A 16,774-nucleotide genomic window follows, 5' to 3' on the forward strand; every position below is an offset into this window, starting at 1 on the left:
ATGAGAGCATGTGGCATTGTTGCAGAATATAACCCATTTCATAATGGGCACCTCTATCAAATTAAAGAAGCAATTAAGAGAACTAAAAGTGAAGTAATCATCGTCGTCATGAGTGGAAATTTTCTACAACGTGGAGAACCAGCAATGGTTGATAAATGGTCAAGAGCTGAAATGGCACTGAATAATGGCGCCGATATCGTTTTAGAGCTACCCACAGCTTATAGTGTACAACCCGCTGATATATTCGCTAAAGGGGCTATAGAAATACTAAGCGCTATGAAATGTACTGCTTTAAGTTTTGGATCTGAGTCAGGTAATGGAGCGGATTTTGAAAAAGCAGCTGCACATTTAGTGGAAAATGAACGTGAAATCGATAAATTATTCAAATTGCAAAATGAGAAAAATTTATCTTATGCCTTAAGAATGCAACATGTTATGGATGAATTTTTGCCAGAATTAACAATCGATTTATCATTACCTAATAATCAACTTGGCCTGGCTTATGCGAAAGAGAATGTAAGAAGAGGTTCTCCTTTTACTCTTGAAGTTGTTCGGAGAAAACAAGCTGACTATCATGAAAAAGCCTTACAAACAGTCGGAAATGTATCGAGCGCAACAGCCATTCGCCATGAATTACTGTCTGGTGATCAAGGGCTGTCGGCAATTTCTGATTTTTTGCCGGAAGCAAGTATGGAATTGCTACAAAATAAGCCTTTGCAATCGTGGGAAAATTACTGGAAATTTTTGAAGTATCAAATTTTAACGGCGACTAAAGAAGAGTTGAAACTAATTTACCAGATGGAAGAGGGTCTGGAAAACTTATTGATCAATAAGGTAGAGAAGGCTGATTCCTTTGAAGCCTTTATGCAATTGATCAAACACAAGAGAATGACGAGAACGAGATTACAACGTCTGTGTGTATACGTCTTACTTCAAATCAAAAAAACAGATATTAAATTAGATAGTGAACTAAAAGCAACTAGAATCTTAGGTTTCACAACTTTGGGACAAACTTACTTGAATGAAGTGAAGAAAGATAGAACGATTGATTTGCTCACAAAAATCGATCGTAAAAGTAGTGAATGCTGGCAACTTGATATTAAAGCAGGAAACCTTTACCAAATGGGAAATGATTTGCTGACAGAGAGACAGGATTTCGGACGAAACCCTATAAAAAGCATTGACATTGACCGCTGTCACTAGTATAATAATTTTTGTTGCCTTGAAGTCATAGGGCTTTATTTTTAGTATCGAAAAGGACTGTAGGAATCATTGTTCTTATGGCGTCCAACGTTTGCTAAAAAATGATTAAACCATTTATAATGAGGCCAAGAGGTGATAACACATGAAAATCAAATGGGCTTTGAACGAATTAAAAAAGTTTAAAGATGATCCACTGACATTGAATGGGGAAGTCGATTTAAAGGATTCTCTTGTAGAGAGAAATTCGATTATTATTGATGCTAGTCCACTATCAATGGATGGGATTCTAGTTGTGGAGAAAACAGATGAATTTTTAGTAGACTTGAACTTAACAATCAGTTTGACTCTTCCGTCATCACGTTCTCTTGAGCCTGTAAAAGTTGATTTACGTATTCCGTTTTCCGAAACCTATATTGCTGCTGGAACGATCGTTGATTCAGAAAAGTATGGGGAAGACGAAATTGTTGTTGAACTCGAAGCAGATATGCTTGATCTGAGAAAACCACTTGAAGACGCTATTCTTACGGCAATCCCGACGCAGGTCTTCACTGAAGAAGAACTTGCTTCAGAGGATATGCCAAGTGGTAGCGATTGGAAAGTAGTATCAGAAGGAGCTTATGGCGACGGAGTGAGAGAGCGCTTGTCAGAAGAAGAGGACCCTAGATTTGCAGCATTAAAAGGGTTCTTTTCGGAAGAGAATGAATAACATTGTTTAGTGTACTCTAGACAATGATCTTAGAGAAAGACATTCAACCTATATGGAAAGATGTTTTAACTCTATTACCCTTTTAAGGAGGTGTGTTGGAATATGGCAGTACCTAAAAGAAGAACATCTACAGCAAGAAAAGCAAAACGACGTACTCACATCAAATTGGATCTTCCAAATATGAGCGATTGTCCTAAATGTGGAGAAGTTAAACGTAACCACCACGTATGCCCATCATGTGGCTTTTACGCTGGAAAAGACGCTTCAAAATAATAAATAGTTCATTAAAAAACCTCTATTGTATACAATAGAGGTTTTTTAGTGTAAAATTTTTCTGGAATACAGTAAAGTAAGATTGATAGCGACTAAGAAACTTCTTATCTGATAATCATTAAGTAGGTGATTGAGTGTTAGAACCGCAAATAGATTTACTTTTTATATTGTTTTACCTATGTCCTTTGCTTTTAATGATACCAAGCAAGCAAATGAATAAATTCTTTAAAAAACACAATGTTAAAATAAAACTTGTTGATTTCGTTACCCCTGTTTTAATCGTAACTGTACATGTTTATAGCATGTTACTAGTCGGTTTTTCATTTACGCCTTACCTAGTTGTAGTTGCAGCGATGATTGGTATCATTCTATCGACTATTTTTACTTTTAGGATCAAAAAACTCCAATTGGTTCATTTTTTTAGAGTTTGGTGGCGATATGTATTTATCAGTGCATTTTTATTGTATATTGCTTTAGGTGTTATGATGATTCTTTGAATGTATAAACAGAAAAAATTAACACTTTAATCAGTGGCATTGACCCCCCTAATATATCGTTAGGGGCTTTTTTTATTGGGAACACGTATACGCATAATTACTTGCGACATAAGGATATATTGTCAAACAAAAATCTTAAAAGTAGATAAAGGGAACGTGCGTTATAATTATTCGATTAAAGTTTGATTTATTACATATTTTTTGTTTAATTTAATAATATTAGGTGGTGGAAAGTGGGGCATTGTGGTAGACTAATCCTTATAAGTGGGGAGAGGGGGCTTTGAAATGTTATTAGGGGAATACAAGCATAACATCGATTCAAAAGGTCGCTTGATTGTCCCGGCCAAATTCCGAGAGGATTTGGGCGAATATTTCATTGTCACAAGAGGATTAGACGGTTGTCTTTTCGGCTACCCACAAAAAGAATGGGAAGTACTAGAACAAAAGTTGAAACAACTTCCCTTAGCAAAAAAAGAATCTCGTTCATTTACTAGATTCTTATACTCTGCTGCTACTGAATGTACATTAGATAAGCAAGGAAGAATTAATATTCCTCAAACCTTAAGAGATCATGCAAAACTTGAAAAAGCTTGTTTTGTTATTGGTGTATCAGATCGAATTGAGATCTGGAGCGAAGAAAAATGGCTTGCTTATTCTGAAGAAGCTGAAAATTCTTTTGAAGATATTGCAGAAGAAATGGTTGACTTTGGATTTTAAACGATAAATTTTATATGATGAATAGATAGATAGGAGGTTAAAGCGTGGCATTTAACCATGAAACAGTCTTGCTTAATGAAGCAACAGAAGGTTTAAAGATAAATCCTGAAGGTGTATATGTAGATTGTACATTAGGCGGTGCTGGTCATACATCACTTATTCTTGAACAGCTAAGTGACAAAGGACATCTTTATGCATTTGATCAAGATCAAACAGCGATCGATCATGCTAAAACCCTTTTGAAAGAAGAAGTAGAAAAAGGGAAAGTAACATTTGTTCAGTCTAACTTTAGATTTATAAAAGAATCTCTAAATGACTTAGGCGTCTCTCACGTCGACGGTATTTTGTATGACTTAGGCGTTTCATCTCCTCAATTGGATAATGCTGAGAGAGGATTCAGTTACCATCAAGATGCTAAGTTAGATATGCGAATGAATAAGGACCAGCCGCTTAGCGCTCATGATGTAGTGAATCAGTGGGAATATTCGGATTTGGTAAGGATTTTCTTTAGATATGGTGAAGAAAAATTCTCAAAACAAATTGCCAGAAAGATTGAAGCGCATAGAGAAAAAGAATCGATTGATACGACACAAGAACTTGTAGATATCATAAAAGAAGCAATCCCTGCTCCTGCTAGGCGAAAAGGTGGACACCCAGCTAAACGAGTATTTCAGGCCATTAGGATTGCGGTCAATGACGAATTGACTTCATTGGAAGAATCGCTTGAACAAGCGATTGAGTTACTCGCAATGGAAGGTAGATTGAGCGTTATCACATTCCATTCGTTAGAAGATCGTATCGTTAAGCAAATGTTTAGAGATTATTCTAAGCTACCTGACGTGCCACGAGGACTTCCGGTAATGCCTGATTTTAAAAAGCCAGTTCTGAAATTAATTAATAGAAAGCCAATTTTACCCGGAGACGATGAATTAGACCAGAATAATAGAGCAAGAAGTGCTAAATTACGCGTAGCAGAAAAACAAGCTTAAATTGACTAGATTCTATAGAAAGGAGCTTTCTTATGGCGATGAATGACAACCTAGCAAGAAATCTTACAGCACAACAGGTAGTGCCTAAGCCAATACAACAGCCTGAATCTTTACCAGGTAATTTACATACTAAAAAAGTTATCAAAAGAGGTATAACACGTTTTGAAGTATGGGCAGTTAGTTTTTTCGGAATTTTATTATTCGGTCTCTTAGTAGCGAATGTTACGATGGCGATGCAGTTGTCAATGACCAATCGGTCAACGCAAGACCTTGAACAACAATCTAATGATATTGTTGTGGTTAACGAAAATCTTGAACAGAAAATCCAAGAATTATCTCGTTATGACCGTGTATATGAAATTGCAAAAAATAATGGATTAGAAATGAACGAAGAACAGATTAGGAATGTATTCCCATGAAAAAAATAACTAAAAAAATTAAAGCTACGAATCCACTTCGCAACCGTAAAATCATTGCTGTATTTTTATATATGGCATGTTTTATACTGTTTGGATTTGTAGCTCTTCGTTTTTCTTGGATAATGGTCAAAGGTGAAGTGAATGGAGAAAATTTAATCAAAAATATTGATCATCTCTATACACGAAATACAGTGATCCAAGCCAATAGAGGAACGATATACGATAAAAATGGAAATCCCGTTGCAATGGATGCAAACACGTACAAAATGGTCGCTATTTTGACAGATCAATGGTCAAGTCCAACTCGACCTCAGCACGTGCAAGAACCTGAAAAAGTTGCGGCGGTTTTAGCTGAACATATTTCTATGAGTAAAAAGGATATTCTGAATCGTTTGACGCTCGATCAAAACCAAGTAGAATTTAGTTCGGCTGGAAATAATCTTTCTTTTGATATCGTTAGCCAGATTCAAGAAGAACTTGATGATCAAGAATTGACAGGTATTACATTTGAGGATAAGAAAACAAGGTTATATCCAAATGGTGTTTTTGCTTCTCATACAGTAGGGTTAGCTCAGACTTCTGCTGAGGAGGACGATCAGCAGTTAAAAGGGATTATGGGTATTGAACAGACTTATGACGACTTGCTTAGTGGAGTGAATGGATCTGTAGAGTATCAGAAAGATCGATATGGCTATGTCATTCCGGGCCAAGACGAAAAAAGAGTCGAAGCTGTCAATGGTAGTGATATTTATATGACTTTAGACCGTCGATTGCAAGTAGTATTAGAAAATGCGATGGAACAAGTAGAAGAAGAGCATGATCCTGAACGAATGACTGCTACATTGATGAATGCGAAAACAGGAGAAATTCTTGCAACTTCTCAACGTCCTTCTTTCAATGCGACAACAAAAGAGGGGATCGATCAGACCTGGCAGAACTTGTTAGTAGAATATGCCTATGAACCCGGTTCCACGATGAAAGCAATGACATTGGCTGCAGCTGTACAAGAAGGGACATTCCAACCTGAGAATACTTACAAATCAGGTAGAATCTCAGTAGCTGGTGGAACAGTAAGTGACTTTAATCCAGATGGATGGGGACAGATCACTTACTTGGAAGGTTTAGCAAGATCTAGTAATGTTGCTTTTGTTCATCAAATAGAAAAAATGGGCGTCGATACTTGGAAAAAATATTTAGATGGTTTTGGTTTTGGCCAACCCGTGGGGATGAATTTACCGAATGAATATAGCGGTAGTAATCTATATGCCGGTGCCTTGCAAAAAATCAATACATCCTTTGGACAAGGTATCAGTGTGACACCTGTCCAGATGTTACGTGCTTTTTCAGCGATTGCCAATGAAGGAAAGATGGTTAAACCACGTTTGATCGATCGTATCGTGAATAAAGAGACTGGTGAAGAAACAAAAGTTGAATCTGAATATACAGAAAGTCCGATTTCTAAAGAAACAGCGGAACAAACGTTACAATATTTAACTGAACCTGTTACGAATGAACACGGATCTGCACAAGGGTATAAAATAGATGGTTACGATATTGCGGCTAAAACGGGAACAGCTCAGCTGATTAATCCTGAAACTAATAAATATTATGCTGGGAATGGTAATTATATTTACTCTGTAGTTGGAATGGCACCGGTAGATGATCCAGAAGTGATTTTATATGTGACGGTTCAGCAACCGAAATTTAATGGTGCTACTCAGGGTAGCGAAATCGTTCAAAAAATATTCAATCCAGTTATGAAGCGTGCCTTAGAGTATATAGATGCTGCTGGAGAAGAATCAAAACAAAAAGATGAAACAGCCACTATGCCCAATTTAGTCGACATGAATATTGCTGATGCATTAGATTTGACCAAAGAAGACGGTATTGAAAATGCTGTTATTGGTTCTGGAGAGAAAGTGGTACAACAATTCCCATCTAATGAGTCGACGCTTTATGATAACCAACGTGTGATATTATTGACGAATGGGGCTATGACATTACCAGATATGACAGGTTGGTCAAGAAGTGATGCTATGAAAGTAGCTGAAATGACAGGTGTTGTATTTAGTTTTGATGGAGAAGGCTATGTGTCTTCTCAAAGTCTTGAACCAAATGCGTTCATTGAAGCAGGTACTGAAGTTGACCTGACACTTACCCCACCATCGCAAGAATAGTAAAAACATATGAATGAAAAAGCTCTAAAGGAGAACAGATAAAAAATGATTGATTTAACAAGGATCATAATGCCAGTTTTACTGAGCTTTATAATAACCGTTTGCTCTATGCCTTTTGTTATACAATACTTTTCAAAAAAACAATTAGGTCAAGTAACAAGAGAAGAAGGTCCAAAGTGGCATGAAAGTAAGTCTGGTACACCAACCATGGGGGGTGTATCCATTATACTAGCCGCGTCAGCAACTGTTTTGCTTGCCAGTCTCTTTTTAAATATCATTACAACGGGTACGCTGTTGTTAGTATTTATTCTAGTATTCTATGGATTAATTGGGTTTTTAGATGATTACATCAAAGTAATCATGAAACGAAACTTGGGGTTAACAAGCTTGCAGAAGTTAGTTGGTCAGATATTAGGCGGTATCGTCTTTTTTATTGGATTGAGTTTGCTTAATTACCCAACAGTCATTACACTGCCCGTCTTAGGATCGATTGAATTAGGTTGGTTTTACGGACTGTTCGTTTTGTTTTGGTTGGTAGGTTTCTCCAATGCGACTAACTTAACAGACGGAATAGATGGCCTAATGGCGAGTACTGGCATGATTGCCTATCTTGCCTATGCAATAATCGCTGTTTTTCAAGAACAGTATGACATCATGGTTTTTGCATTAGCGGTATTTGGAGGATTATTCGGATTTTTCTTATTCAACAAGAAACCTGCTAAAATCTTTATGGGAGACGTAGGATCTTTAGCACTGGGAGCCGGTCTTGCAGGGATATCGATTTTATTGAATCAAGAATGGTCATTACTACTAATTGGATTTATTTTTGTATGTGAAACAGCTAGTGTAATGTTACAAGTAGGGTCATTTAAATTAAGAGGTAAAAGAATTTTCAAGATGAGCCCCATACATCATCATTTCGAAATGGTAGGATGGAGCGAATGGAAACTGGTAGGTGTTTTCTCACTCATCAGTGTTGTTATGGCTTTAGTCGTTCTTCTCATTTTGGTATAATGTTAAAAGTAAAGCTGGACGTAGAGTAATCTGCTTCCAGTTTTTTTCAAGTATAAATTGTTTAGAGAAACCATCTATTGATCATATCATTAATAAAAAAAGAGGGATGAACATGAAACAAATCGATAAATATACAAATAAAAAAATTCTTGTATTAGGATTAGCTTTGAGTGGCGTAAATGCAGCTAAATTGCTACATAAGCTAAAAGCGCTCGTGACGGTTAACGACTACAAAAATCTGGATGAAAATCCGGAAGCTAGAGAATTAGTGAATGAAGGATTAAGGGTTATTACAGGTGGTCATCCCTCTGAATTAATGGATGAAGACTTTGAACTTGTAGTTAAAAATCCTGGTATACCTTATTCAAATCCAATTATAAAAAGAGCGTTAGAAAAACAAATCCCTATTATTACAGAAGTTGAATTGGCTTCAGAAGTTGCTGAAAGCACCATTATTGGTATTACAGGAACAAATGGAAAAACGACAACCACGACAATGATCACAGAAATCTTAAATACAGAAAGAAAAGCTGGGAAAGCATATGCAGCAGGAAATATTGGCACACCAGCAAGTCAAGTAGTATTGACAGCGACAGATGAAGATGAAATTGTTTTGGAATTATCAAGTTTTCAATTACTTGGAACACCAAGTTTGAAACCGAAGATTTCAGTTATTACTAACCTTTACTCAGCCCATTTGGATTATCACGGAACGAGAAAAGAATATGTTAATGCTAAATTAGAAATCACCAAAAATCAGACTGAAGAAGATTTCCTTGTCTATAATGCAGATCAAACAGAATTGACCGAATTAGTCCATCAACATAGTCATGCACAGCTTGTTCCTTTCTCGCGTAAGAAAATACTAGAAAAAGGTGCATATATCAAAGACGATGCTATCTACTATAAGGATGAGTACGTAATCAAAGTAGAAGATATCCTATTACCAGGGAAGCATAATCTTGAAAATGCGTTAGCAGCTGTGGCCGTTGCGAAACTAATGAATAAAGGGAATGATCAAATCAAATTAGCGTTGAGCCAATTCAAAGGGGTCAAACATCGTACGCAATTTGTTAGAACCTTTGAAGGACGCAAATTTTACAATGATTCCAAAGCAACGAATACGCTAGCAACGATTAATGCATTAGAAGGATTTACTAAACCGGTGATTTTACTAGCGGGTGGATTGGATCGGGGTGTCTCATTTGATGATCTTATTCCAGCGATGGAAAAGCATGTCAAGGCAGTGCTAGCGTTTGGAGAAACAGCAGAACAGCTTTTAGAAACTGCTAAGAGAGCCGGAATAGAGCATACACTAAAAGTTGTTGATGTTGAACAAGCAGTACCGGAAGCATATAAAATCAGTGATCCAGAAGATATTGTTTTACTATCTCCAGCTTGTGCAAGTTGGGATCAGTATCCTAGCTTTGAAATTAGAGGAAATGCTTATATGGAAAGTATCGAGCGGCTCATTCAAACGAAACAAGAGGAGGATTAAGACACGAAACGTGTTGTATTGACTATGAAAGTATTGTTAACAGGTGGAGGTACGGGTGGACATATTTATCCAGCGCTAGCCTTAAAAAAGAGAATCGCAGAACGCTTTCCAGATGCAGAGTTTTTATATATTGGAACTGATCGCGGACTGGAAAGTAAAATTGTTCCAGAAAATGATGTTCCTTTTAAATCTATAAGGGTCGAAGGTTTTAAGAGGAAAATGAATCTATCGGGTATTCTATATAATTTAAATACAATTAAACTTTTTATTAAAAGTATCAGGAAAGCGAAGAAACTCGTAAAGCAATTTAATCCAGACGTTGTCATTGGAACGGGTGGTTACGTTTGTGCACCGGTCTGTTATACAGCCAGTAAGCTAAATATTCCAACGATCATTCATGAACAAAATAGTGTAGCGGGTATAACGAATAAATTTTTGGCACGCTATGTTGATAAAATTGCTGTTTGCTTTGAAGAAGCTACAGAACAATTCAAAGGTCAAGAGCATAAAGTTGTTTATACTGGTAATCCTAGAGCGCAAGAAGTTGCCGCTCTCCAACCAAGCGATATTTTAAAACAATTCGATTTAAGTAGCGATAAAGAGACTGTGCTGATCTTTGGAGGCAGTAGAGGGGCGCAAAAAATCAATGAAACATTCATTGATAGCTATGATGCATTAGCACACGCACCGTTTCAAGTGTTGTATGTAACGGGAGAGGTTTATCACGACGAAATTGTGCAAAAAATAGCTGATCGTTATTCTATTAAGAATAATCATACTTCGGTAAAAATCGTTCCATATATCCATGATATGCCAAAAGTCTTTGCATCTGTTTCCCTCGTTGTCGGTAGGAGTGGTGCTACGACTCTGGCAGAATTAACTTCCCTAGGTATGCCAAGCATTCTCATACCTAGTCCAAATGTCACGGAAGATCATCAAACAAGAAATGCACTGAGTCTGGTCAATCAAGAAGCAGCCCTAATGATCAAAGAGTCTGAACTGACAAAGGAAAAATTTGTAGAAACCATCAATCAATTGATGATGGATGATATCAAACGAAATGAAATGGCTGTTCATTCAAAAAAAATGGGTAAGCAGCAAGCATCGGACGAATTGATAGCGGTCATTCGTTCAATATCTAAAATATAGAATAGGCTATAGAAGGAGGAGAGCAAGATGAGCAAGAAGAATAACCAATCGGTTACCAATATCGAGGATGCATACAAAAAAAAGCATGCTCACTCTCCTCAAAACGCTAAAAGTGCTCATTTAAAATTGAAATGGACTTTTTTAATGACTGTTTTCATAACGATGCTTTTGATTGCTATTTATTTCATTAGCCCTTACAGTAAGATTGAGGCCGTTAGTGTGAGGGGTACGAACGAAGTTTTAGATCAAGAAGTAATCGACGCAAGTATGATCAAATCAGGTGATTCTTTATGGAAAACGTATTTTGATCATAGCAATGTCGAGGACAGGGTTAAAAATCAATATCCACAAGTAAAAGAAATGAAACTTTCTATAAACAACTTGAATAATATCGAACTTGAAATCAGTGAGTACGAAACGGTTGCATACTTATATAGAGACGAAACTTATTTTAAAGTCTTGGATAACGGTGAAGTTTTAGAAGAGGCCTATCCTAATACAGTAGGAAATCTACCGATATTTTTTAACTTTAAAAACGAAACGGTCCTTATGCAGTTATTAGAGGAGTATAAGTTACTTGATAGTGGTATTCAATCTATGTTGTCTGAAATCGAATGGATTGAAAATGATCGAAATCCATTACTGGTGAAGGCATATATGAATGATGGCAATGAAGTATTAGCGTCCATCCCTAGTTTCTCTGAACGATTGAATCATTACCCTCAGCTTGTGCGAGCTGTAAATGGAGAAAATGGGTTGTTTGATTTAGAAGCGGGCGCATACTTTTTACCTTTTTCATCAGCAGAAGATCAGACCTATGATGAAGATAATAGTGTAGATTTAGACAGTGAGATGGAAGAATAATGGATAAGGGTGCTACTAAAGGGAAACGCGCGTTCTTTTGTTACACAAAAGTTATCTTTTGTATTGAGAAATCAACAAACTAACTTCAATAAGGATAGGTTTTTGTGGTAAAATGAGCCATAATCGAATGAAAAATCAATCAGTAAGATTATGGAAGAATAAAATATGAAAAATAAAAGATTAAATTCTAAGGCTAAATCTAAAAATAAATAATGCCTAGTGTAGACTGGAGGTTTCAATCGATAATGGAAGATGGCGTTTACGCAAGTTTAGATATAGGAACAACTTCAATTAAAGTGATTGTGGCAGAAGTGCTTAATAATCAAATGAACGTTATTGGAGTAGGAAGTGAGCGCTCCAAGGGCTTGAATAAAGGAATGATCGTCGATATTGATGAGACAAGTCAGGCTATAGCAACTGCCATTCAACAAGCAGAAGAAAAATCAGGTGTTGCTATCGAAGAAGTTATTGTCGGTATTCCTGCAAACGGGGTAGATATTATACCGTGCAATGGTTATATTCAAATCGATCCAAATAGTCAAGAAATAACCGATACTGATGTTCAACAAGTTATCAATGAAGCGTGTCTGAAACACGTACCTTCAGATAAAGAAATGATTTCAGTAATGGTGGAAGAATTCTTAGTAGATGGTTTTGATGAAATTAAAGACCCTAGAGGTATGGTAGGAGAACGATTGGAAATTTATGGAACAGTACTAGCAGTGCCTAAATCAATTGTTCATAATATCAAAAAATGTGTTCGTGAGGCTGGTTATATGATTCAAGACTTGATCATTCAACCTCAGGCAATGGCGCATCTTGTACTGTCTGAAGACGAAAGACAGTTTGGAGCGGTACAAATCGATATGGGTGGTGGTCAGACAACTGCATCAGCAGTGCACGACCATCAATTGAAATATATGCATGCAGAGCAACAAGGTGGAGAATTTGTTACAAAAGATATTTCAATGGTCTTAAACACCTCTATTCAAAATGCTGAGAGCTTAAAAAGAGATGTAGGATATGCACTTTCTACTAACCTAGAAAGTGATCAAACGATACAAGTAGATACCGTCGGTCAAAAAGAGCCGATACGGGTCAAAGAAACCTATATTGCAGAAATTATTGAGGCAAGAATTGAACAAATATTCGAAGTTATAAAAGACGATTTAGATAAAATCGGCGCATTGGCTTTACCAGGTGGTGTGAAATTGACCGGTGGTGCTGCTGCTATACCTGGCGTGAGAGAACTAGCAGAAGAGATATTTGATGTACAAGTGGATGTTTACATACCCGATTTTATGGGAGTGAGATACCCTTCTTTTACAAATGCAATATCACTCGCTTATTACGAAGGTAAACTAGATGGTATTCAGAAACTGATCAATAAAATCTGTTTATCGGCTCATCAATTCAATCATCAAGGGACTACCCCACATAATCAGGGGAAATCGGTTAATCAAGTTACTGCCTCTCAAGATGAAACTTATGAGTCATCTTCTGATATAGCAGAAGGGCCGTCTTTTACAGAAAAAGTAAAAAGCTTTTTCTCGACATTTTTTGATTAAATATCGCAAACAGGAGGAAAAAGAATGGAGTTAGAATTCGATTCAATTGCATCTCAAGGAGCAGTACTAAAAGTTATTGGTGTTGGTGGGGCCGGAGGAAATGCGGTCAATAGAATGATCCAAGACGGCGTTCAAGGCGTTGAATTCATCGTAGCGAACACAGATGTACAGGCGTTAGATATGATGCTAGCTGAAACTAAAATACAACTTGGACCCAAGTTAACTAGAGGACTAGGTGCCGGAGCAAATCCAGAAGTGGGTAGAAAATCGGCTGAAGAAAGTGAAGAAGCTATCGCTGAATCATTACGTGGAGCAGATATGGTATTTGTTACTGCTGGAATGGGTGGCGGAACGGGTACAGGTGCTGCTGGTATTGTAGCGCGTATCGCTAAAGAACAAGGCGCCTTAACTGTTGGTGTCATTACCCGTCCATTTACATTCGAAGGACCCAAAAAAGGTCGTTTTGCTGCTGAGGGTATTGCATTGATGAGAGAGCATGTTGACACCTTAGTAACGATTTCAAATAATCGTCTATTAGAGATTGTTGATAAAAAGACACCGATGATGGAAGCTTTTAGAGAAGCTGACAATGTTTTACGTCAAGGTGTACAAGGGATATCTGATCTAATCACGAATCCTGGTTACGTAAACTTAGATTTCGCTGATGTGAAGACAGTCATGGAAAACCAAGGTTCTGCTTTAATGGGTATTGGTACAGCTACTGGAGAAAATCGTACGGCAGAAGCAACTAAAAAAGCTATTTCTTCTCCTTTACTTGAAGTGTCTGTAGATGGAGCAGAGTCAGTATTATTAAATATTACTGGTGGCGCTGATCTGACATTATTTGAAGCACAAGATGCATCTGATATCGTTTCAGCAGCTGCAACAAGTGAAGTGAATATCATTTTCGGGACTTCAATCAATGAAGATCTTGGAGATGAAGTCGTTGTTACTGTTATTGCTACAGGTATCAATGGCGAAAAGAAAGAGACAAAAAAACCTACAACAGTCAATAAAGTGACACCTCAACCAACACAGCAAAAAAAATCTGAGAATGATCCTTTTGGTAATTGGGACATCCGTAAAGAACCCAATCTTAGAGACCGTCAAAACAGTGATTTAGATGAATCTAAAGAGTCTACTAAAGAACAAGGGGATAGAGATTTGTTTTCAAGAGATGATGCTGAAACACAATCTAATTCAAATGAAGAAGTAGATACACCACCATTTTTTAGAAGAAGAAGAAAAAGATAACAAAGAGGCCTCTGCGAAAGGAGACTGAGTCATTATGGGCATTAAAGATCGGTTAAATAACTTCTTCTTTTTAGAAGAAGACGCTGATGAAACAGAAGAAGACACTGTACAAAACAACCTACCTCAAAGAAAAGTAAAAGAACAGCCTGTTCCTAAAGTAGAAAAAACTGTCGTAGCCACCAAATCACAACCGGTTCGTAAGGCTTCTACATCTCAAAACATTGTGCCTCTTAATCAACAACAAGGCATTAAGAAACCGCGAATCAATGTAATGGAGCCACGAACGTATTCAGAGGTACAAAGTGTTGCAGATGTCTTGCTAAACAATCAATCAGTAATCTTGAATTTCAGACGTATGGAAAAGGATCAAGCTAAAAAAATGATCGACTTTTTAATGGGTGCGACGTACGCGATAAAAGGTGACATTGAAAGAATTGGCGATGAGATATTTGTTTGTACTCCAAGTTCTGTTGAGTTAGATGGCGCTGAGTTACAAGCTTTGAAAAATCAAGACTTTTAATGGAACGGAGAAATAAAAATGGCTATTCAAATTGTTCTATTTATTTATGATGTCTTAATAAAAGCAATTGATTTTTATCGATTGCTCCTTATTGTTTATTTCTTGATGTCATGGTTGCCTGGTGCTTATCAGTCATCTATCGGGCGTATTTTAATTAAACTATGTGAACCTTATGTAGGGTTTTTTAGACGTTTTGTACCGCCAATAGGGATGATCAGTCTGGCAGGACTTGTTGCGCTATTTGCGCTATCTTTCATCAGAATGGGCATAGCACCGATATTCCAGATTATCTTGAATTTAGTAACCAGCATATCGTGAGGTTGATGAAGCATGGAAAGTATTTACCAGCATTTTAGAAAAGATGAGCAAATCTTTATTGACACGGTGACCGATTGGTCTCGTCAAGTAGAAGAGCAGTATACACCATATCTGACGCCCTTTCTTGATCCGAGACAACAGTATATCGTGGAATCAGTTGTTGGTCAGAATGCTGATATCTCCTTATATTACTTTGGGGGATATGAAGAAGCGGAGAGAAAACGTATTTTTCTTGCACCTTCTTACTTTGAACCAGATCAGCAAGATTTTAAAATCACGATCTGTGAAATCAATTATCCTTCAAAATTTGCGACACTGTCTCACGGTAATATTCTAGGTTCACTAACAGGTGCAGGAATCAATCGTGAGACACTAGGAGATATCATAACAGATGCTGAGACATGGCAGTTCTTTTTAGATGAACCCATGCTACCCTATCTTTTATCACAAGTAGATAGCATTGGAAAAATCAAAGTACATTTAGAAGAAAGAACTTATACGGAAATTGTTCTCCCTAAAGATAAGTGGGACAGTCAAAGTGTGATTGCCTCTTCTTTAAGAATTGATGTCGTGCTAGCTGCTGCTTTTAATTTATCCAGACAGAAATCAAAAGAACTGATTGCTTCTAATAAGGTGAAAGTGAATTGGAACGAAATCACAAGACCCGATATTTCACTTGGCATTTCCGATGTCATTTCAATCAGAGGTTTTGGTCGAATCAAATTAAAATCGATAGAAGGTAAAACACGTAAAGAAAAAATCAGACTGGAACTTGATATACTAGATAGAAACCAATAGGGTCTTGTTTCAGAACTGAATATTATTTATACTAGAAAAAAACAACTCAAAGAAACAGAATCACGATCTTAAAGGAGGAATTCGAAATGGCATTAACGCCTATGGACATACATAACAAAGAATTTTCTGTTAAGATGAGAGGTTATGATCAAGATCAAGTAAATGATTACCTCGACCAGATTATCAAGGATTATGAATTGTTATTGAAACAAAAAAAAGAAACTGAAAAGAAATTAGAGTTTGCAGAAGAGAAATTAGCAAGTTATGATCAAATGCAAGATTCACTGAACAGATCAATTCTGGTAGCCCAAGATGCAGCAGATCGCTTGAAAGAAAACTCTGAGAAAGAAGCAACGATGATTTCTAAAGAAGCTGAAAATAAAGCTTCTAAAGTACGTCAAGATGCTGAAGATCATGCTGATCAATTGTTGAAAGAAGCAGTTGGAAAAGCAAGAAAAATCGAAGAGGAGACTGAAGCTTTGCGTAAGCAAAGTCGTATTTTTCGTCAAAGATTACAACTAATGATCGAATCTCAATTAGAACTTGTAAAAAAAGAAGAGTGGGATGATATTCTTCAAGCACCTGTTTCTGAGAAACCTGATACACACACAATCAATGAAGTTAGAACAGAACTTAATCAAAAAGACGAATCTGACGAAGAAGTTGAATTAACACCTGAGTCTTTGGAAGCTATTAACGAACTTGATGATAACCATGATCAAGGCTACGAAGACGGTATGACACCTGCAGTAGAGTTACCGAACGCATAATTTCATATTAGCTGATGCTGAACTCCCATCCTTTTATATC

The 16,774-nt window shown here is 36.9% G+C and carries 18 protein-coding genes; all 18 read left to right on the top strand.

The features are described 5' to 3' along the window. The 18 genes from J5J05_RS01190 (at position 1) to J5J05_RS01275 (ending at position 16,734) form a co-directional block, all read left to right on the top strand. Positions 1 to 1,203 (top strand): nucleotidyltransferase, encoded by a 1,203-nt coding sequence (locus J5J05_RS01190; protein ID WP_208558837.1) that lies wholly within the window; start codon positions 1 to 3, stop codon positions 1,201 to 1,203. A gap of 142 nt (positions 1,204 to 1,345) precedes the next feature. Beyond that, positions 1,346 to 1,909, top strand: a complete 564-nt coding sequence (locus J5J05_RS01195; protein ID WP_208558838.1) for a YceD family protein — start codon at positions 1,346 to 1,348, stop codon at positions 1,907 to 1,909. A gap of 102 nt (positions 1,910 to 2,011) precedes the next feature. Further along, a complete protein-coding gene (gene rpmF, locus J5J05_RS01200) occupies positions 2,012 to 2,182 on the top strand; it encodes a 50S ribosomal protein L32 (RefSeq protein WP_208558839.1) in 171 nt (56 codons plus the stop codon). Positions 2,183 to 2,316: 134 nt separating this feature from the next. Then, on the top strand, positions 2,317 to 2,679 hold the full coding sequence (locus tag J5J05_RS01205; RefSeq protein WP_208558840.1) for a DUF3397 family protein: 363 nt from the start codon (positions 2,317 to 2,319) through the stop codon (positions 2,677 to 2,679). Between the two features lie 285 nt (positions 2,680 to 2,964). Next, positions 2,965 to 3,396, top strand: a complete 432-nt coding sequence (gene mraZ / locus J5J05_RS01210) for a division/cell wall cluster transcriptional repressor MraZ (RefSeq protein WP_208558841.1) — start codon at positions 2,965 to 2,967, stop codon at positions 3,394 to 3,396. Positions 3,397 to 3,440: 44 nt separating this feature from the next. Further along, the gene (gene rsmH, locus J5J05_RS01215) at positions 3,441 to 4,385 is read left to right on the top strand and encodes a 16S rRNA (cytosine(1402)-N(4))-methyltransferase RsmH (RefSeq protein WP_208558842.1); all 945 of its coding nucleotides are present in this window, start codon (positions 3,441 to 3,443) and stop codon (positions 4,383 to 4,385) included. Between the two features lie 32 nt (positions 4,386 to 4,417). Continuing rightward, on the top strand, positions 4,418 to 4,804 hold the full coding sequence (gene ftsL, locus J5J05_RS01220) for a cell division protein FtsL (RefSeq protein WP_208558843.1): 387 nt from the start codon (positions 4,418 to 4,420) through the stop codon (positions 4,802 to 4,804). Further along, entirely contained in the window at positions 4,801 to 6,981 is a 2,181-nt protein-coding gene (locus J5J05_RS01225; protein WP_244244552.1) for a penicillin-binding transpeptidase domain-containing protein, read from the top strand. Before ftsL ends, J5J05_RS01225 begins: the two co-directional genes overlap by 4 nt. A 48-nt stretch (positions 6,982 to 7,029) precedes the next feature. After that, on the top strand, positions 7,030 to 7,995 hold the full coding sequence (mraY, locus tag J5J05_RS01230) for a phospho-N-acetylmuramoyl-pentapeptide-transferase (RefSeq protein WP_208558870.1): 966 nt from the start codon (positions 7,030 to 7,032) through the stop codon (positions 7,993 to 7,995). 112 nt (positions 7,996 to 8,107) lie between these two features. Then, positions 8,108 to 9,493, top strand: coding sequence for a UDP-N-acetylmuramoyl-L-alanine--D-glutamate ligase (gene murD, locus J5J05_RS01235; RefSeq protein WP_208558844.1), 1,386 nt, complete (start codon positions 8,108 to 8,110; stop codon positions 9,491 to 9,493). Positions 9,494 to 9,517: 24 nt separating this feature from the next. Then, positions 9,518 to 10,642 (top strand): undecaprenyldiphospho-muramoylpentapeptide beta-N-acetylglucosaminyltransferase, encoded by a 1,125-nt coding sequence (gene murG / locus J5J05_RS01240; protein WP_208558845.1) that lies wholly within the window; start codon positions 9,518 to 9,520, stop codon positions 10,640 to 10,642. A 27-nt stretch (positions 10,643 to 10,669) separates the two neighbouring features. Continuing rightward, the gene (locus tag J5J05_RS01245) at positions 10,670 to 11,506 is read left to right on the top strand and encodes a cell division protein FtsQ/DivIB (protein ID WP_208558846.1); all 837 of its coding nucleotides are present in this window, start codon (positions 10,670 to 10,672) and stop codon (positions 11,504 to 11,506) included. Between the two features lie 245 nt (positions 11,507 to 11,751). Continuing rightward, entirely contained in the window at positions 11,752 to 13,074 is a 1,323-nt protein-coding gene (ftsA, locus tag J5J05_RS01250; protein WP_208558847.1) for a cell division protein FtsA, read from the top strand. A gap of 24 nt (positions 13,075 to 13,098) precedes the next feature. Further along, positions 13,099 to 14,328 (top strand): cell division protein FtsZ, encoded by a 1,230-nt coding sequence (gene ftsZ / locus J5J05_RS01255; protein WP_208558848.1) that lies wholly within the window; start codon positions 13,099 to 13,101, stop codon positions 14,326 to 14,328. Between the two features lie 34 nt (positions 14,329 to 14,362). Then, entirely contained in the window at positions 14,363 to 14,848 is a 486-nt protein-coding gene (locus tag J5J05_RS01260; RefSeq protein ID WP_208558849.1) for a cell division protein SepF, read from the top strand. An 18-nt stretch (positions 14,849 to 14,866) separates the two neighbouring features. Continuing rightward, positions 14,867 to 15,166 carry a YggT family protein gene (locus J5J05_RS01265; protein WP_208558850.1) on the top strand — a complete coding sequence of 100 codons (300 nt, stop codon included), beginning with the start codon at positions 14,867 to 14,869 and terminating at the stop codon, positions 15,164 to 15,166. A 12-nt stretch (positions 15,167 to 15,178) separates the two neighbouring features. Then, positions 15,179 to 15,964: a YlmH family RNA-binding protein gene (locus J5J05_RS01270; protein ID WP_208558851.1), complete on the top strand. Its 786-nt coding sequence runs from the start codon at positions 15,179 to 15,181 to the stop codon at positions 15,962 to 15,964. Positions 15,965 to 16,050: 86 nt separating this feature from the next. Beyond that, complete coding sequence (locus J5J05_RS01275; protein WP_208558852.1) at positions 16,051 to 16,734, top strand: DivIVA domain-containing protein; 684 nt, start codon at positions 16,051 to 16,053, stop codon at positions 16,732 to 16,734. Positions 16,735 to 16,774 lie beyond the last annotated feature (40 nt).

The sequence above is a fragment of the Marinilactibacillus kalidii genome, from assembly GCF_017599325.1.
GTDB classification, from domain to species: Bacteria; Bacillota; Bacilli; order Lactobacillales; family Carnobacteriaceae_A; genus Marinilactibacillus; species Marinilactibacillus kalidii.

Coding starts and splice junctions, on each gene's coding strand:
- J5J05_RS01190 (WP_208558837.1), top strand. CDS start 1: ATGAGAGCATGTGGCATTGTTGCAGAATATAACCCATTTCATAATGGG.
- J5J05_RS01195 (WP_208558838.1), top strand. CDS start 1,346: ATGAAAATCAAATGGGCTTTGAACGAATTAAAAAAGTTTAAAGATGAT.
- rpmF (WP_208558839.1), top strand. CDS start 2,012: ATGGCAGTACCTAAAAGAAGAACATCTACAGCAAGAAAAGCAAAACGA.
- mraZ (WP_208558841.1), top strand. CDS start 2,965: ATGTTATTAGGGGAATACAAGCATAACATCGATTCAAAAGGTCGCTTG.
- ftsL (WP_208558843.1), top strand. CDS start 4,418: ATGGCGATGAATGACAACCTAGCAAGAAATCTTACAGCACAACAGGTA.
- J5J05_RS01225 (WP_244244552.1), top strand. CDS start 4,801: ATGAAAAAAATAACTAAAAAAATTAAAGCTACGAATCCACTTCGCAAC.
- murD (WP_208558844.1), top strand. CDS start 8,108: ATGAAACAAATCGATAAATATACAAATAAAAAAATTCTTGTATTAGGA.
- murG (WP_208558845.1), top strand. CDS start 9,518: ATGAAAGTATTGTTAACAGGTGGAGGTACGGGTGGACATATTTATCCA.
- J5J05_RS01245 (WP_208558846.1), top strand. CDS start 10,670: ATGAGCAAGAAGAATAACCAATCGGTTACCAATATCGAGGATGCATAC.
- ftsA (WP_208558847.1), top strand. CDS start 11,752: ATGGAAGATGGCGTTTACGCAAGTTTAGATATAGGAACAACTTCAATT.
- ftsZ (WP_208558848.1), top strand. CDS start 13,099: ATGGAGTTAGAATTCGATTCAATTGCATCTCAAGGAGCAGTACTAAAA.
- J5J05_RS01260 (WP_208558849.1), top strand. CDS start 14,363: ATGGGCATTAAAGATCGGTTAAATAACTTCTTCTTTTTAGAAGAAGAC.
- J5J05_RS01265 (WP_208558850.1), top strand. CDS start 14,867: ATGGCTATTCAAATTGTTCTATTTATTTATGATGTCTTAATAAAAGCA.
- J5J05_RS01270 (WP_208558851.1), top strand. CDS start 15,179: ATGGAAAGTATTTACCAGCATTTTAGAAAAGATGAGCAAATCTTTATT.
- J5J05_RS01275 (WP_208558852.1), top strand. CDS start 16,051: ATGGCATTAACGCCTATGGACATACATAACAAAGAATTTTCTGTTAAG.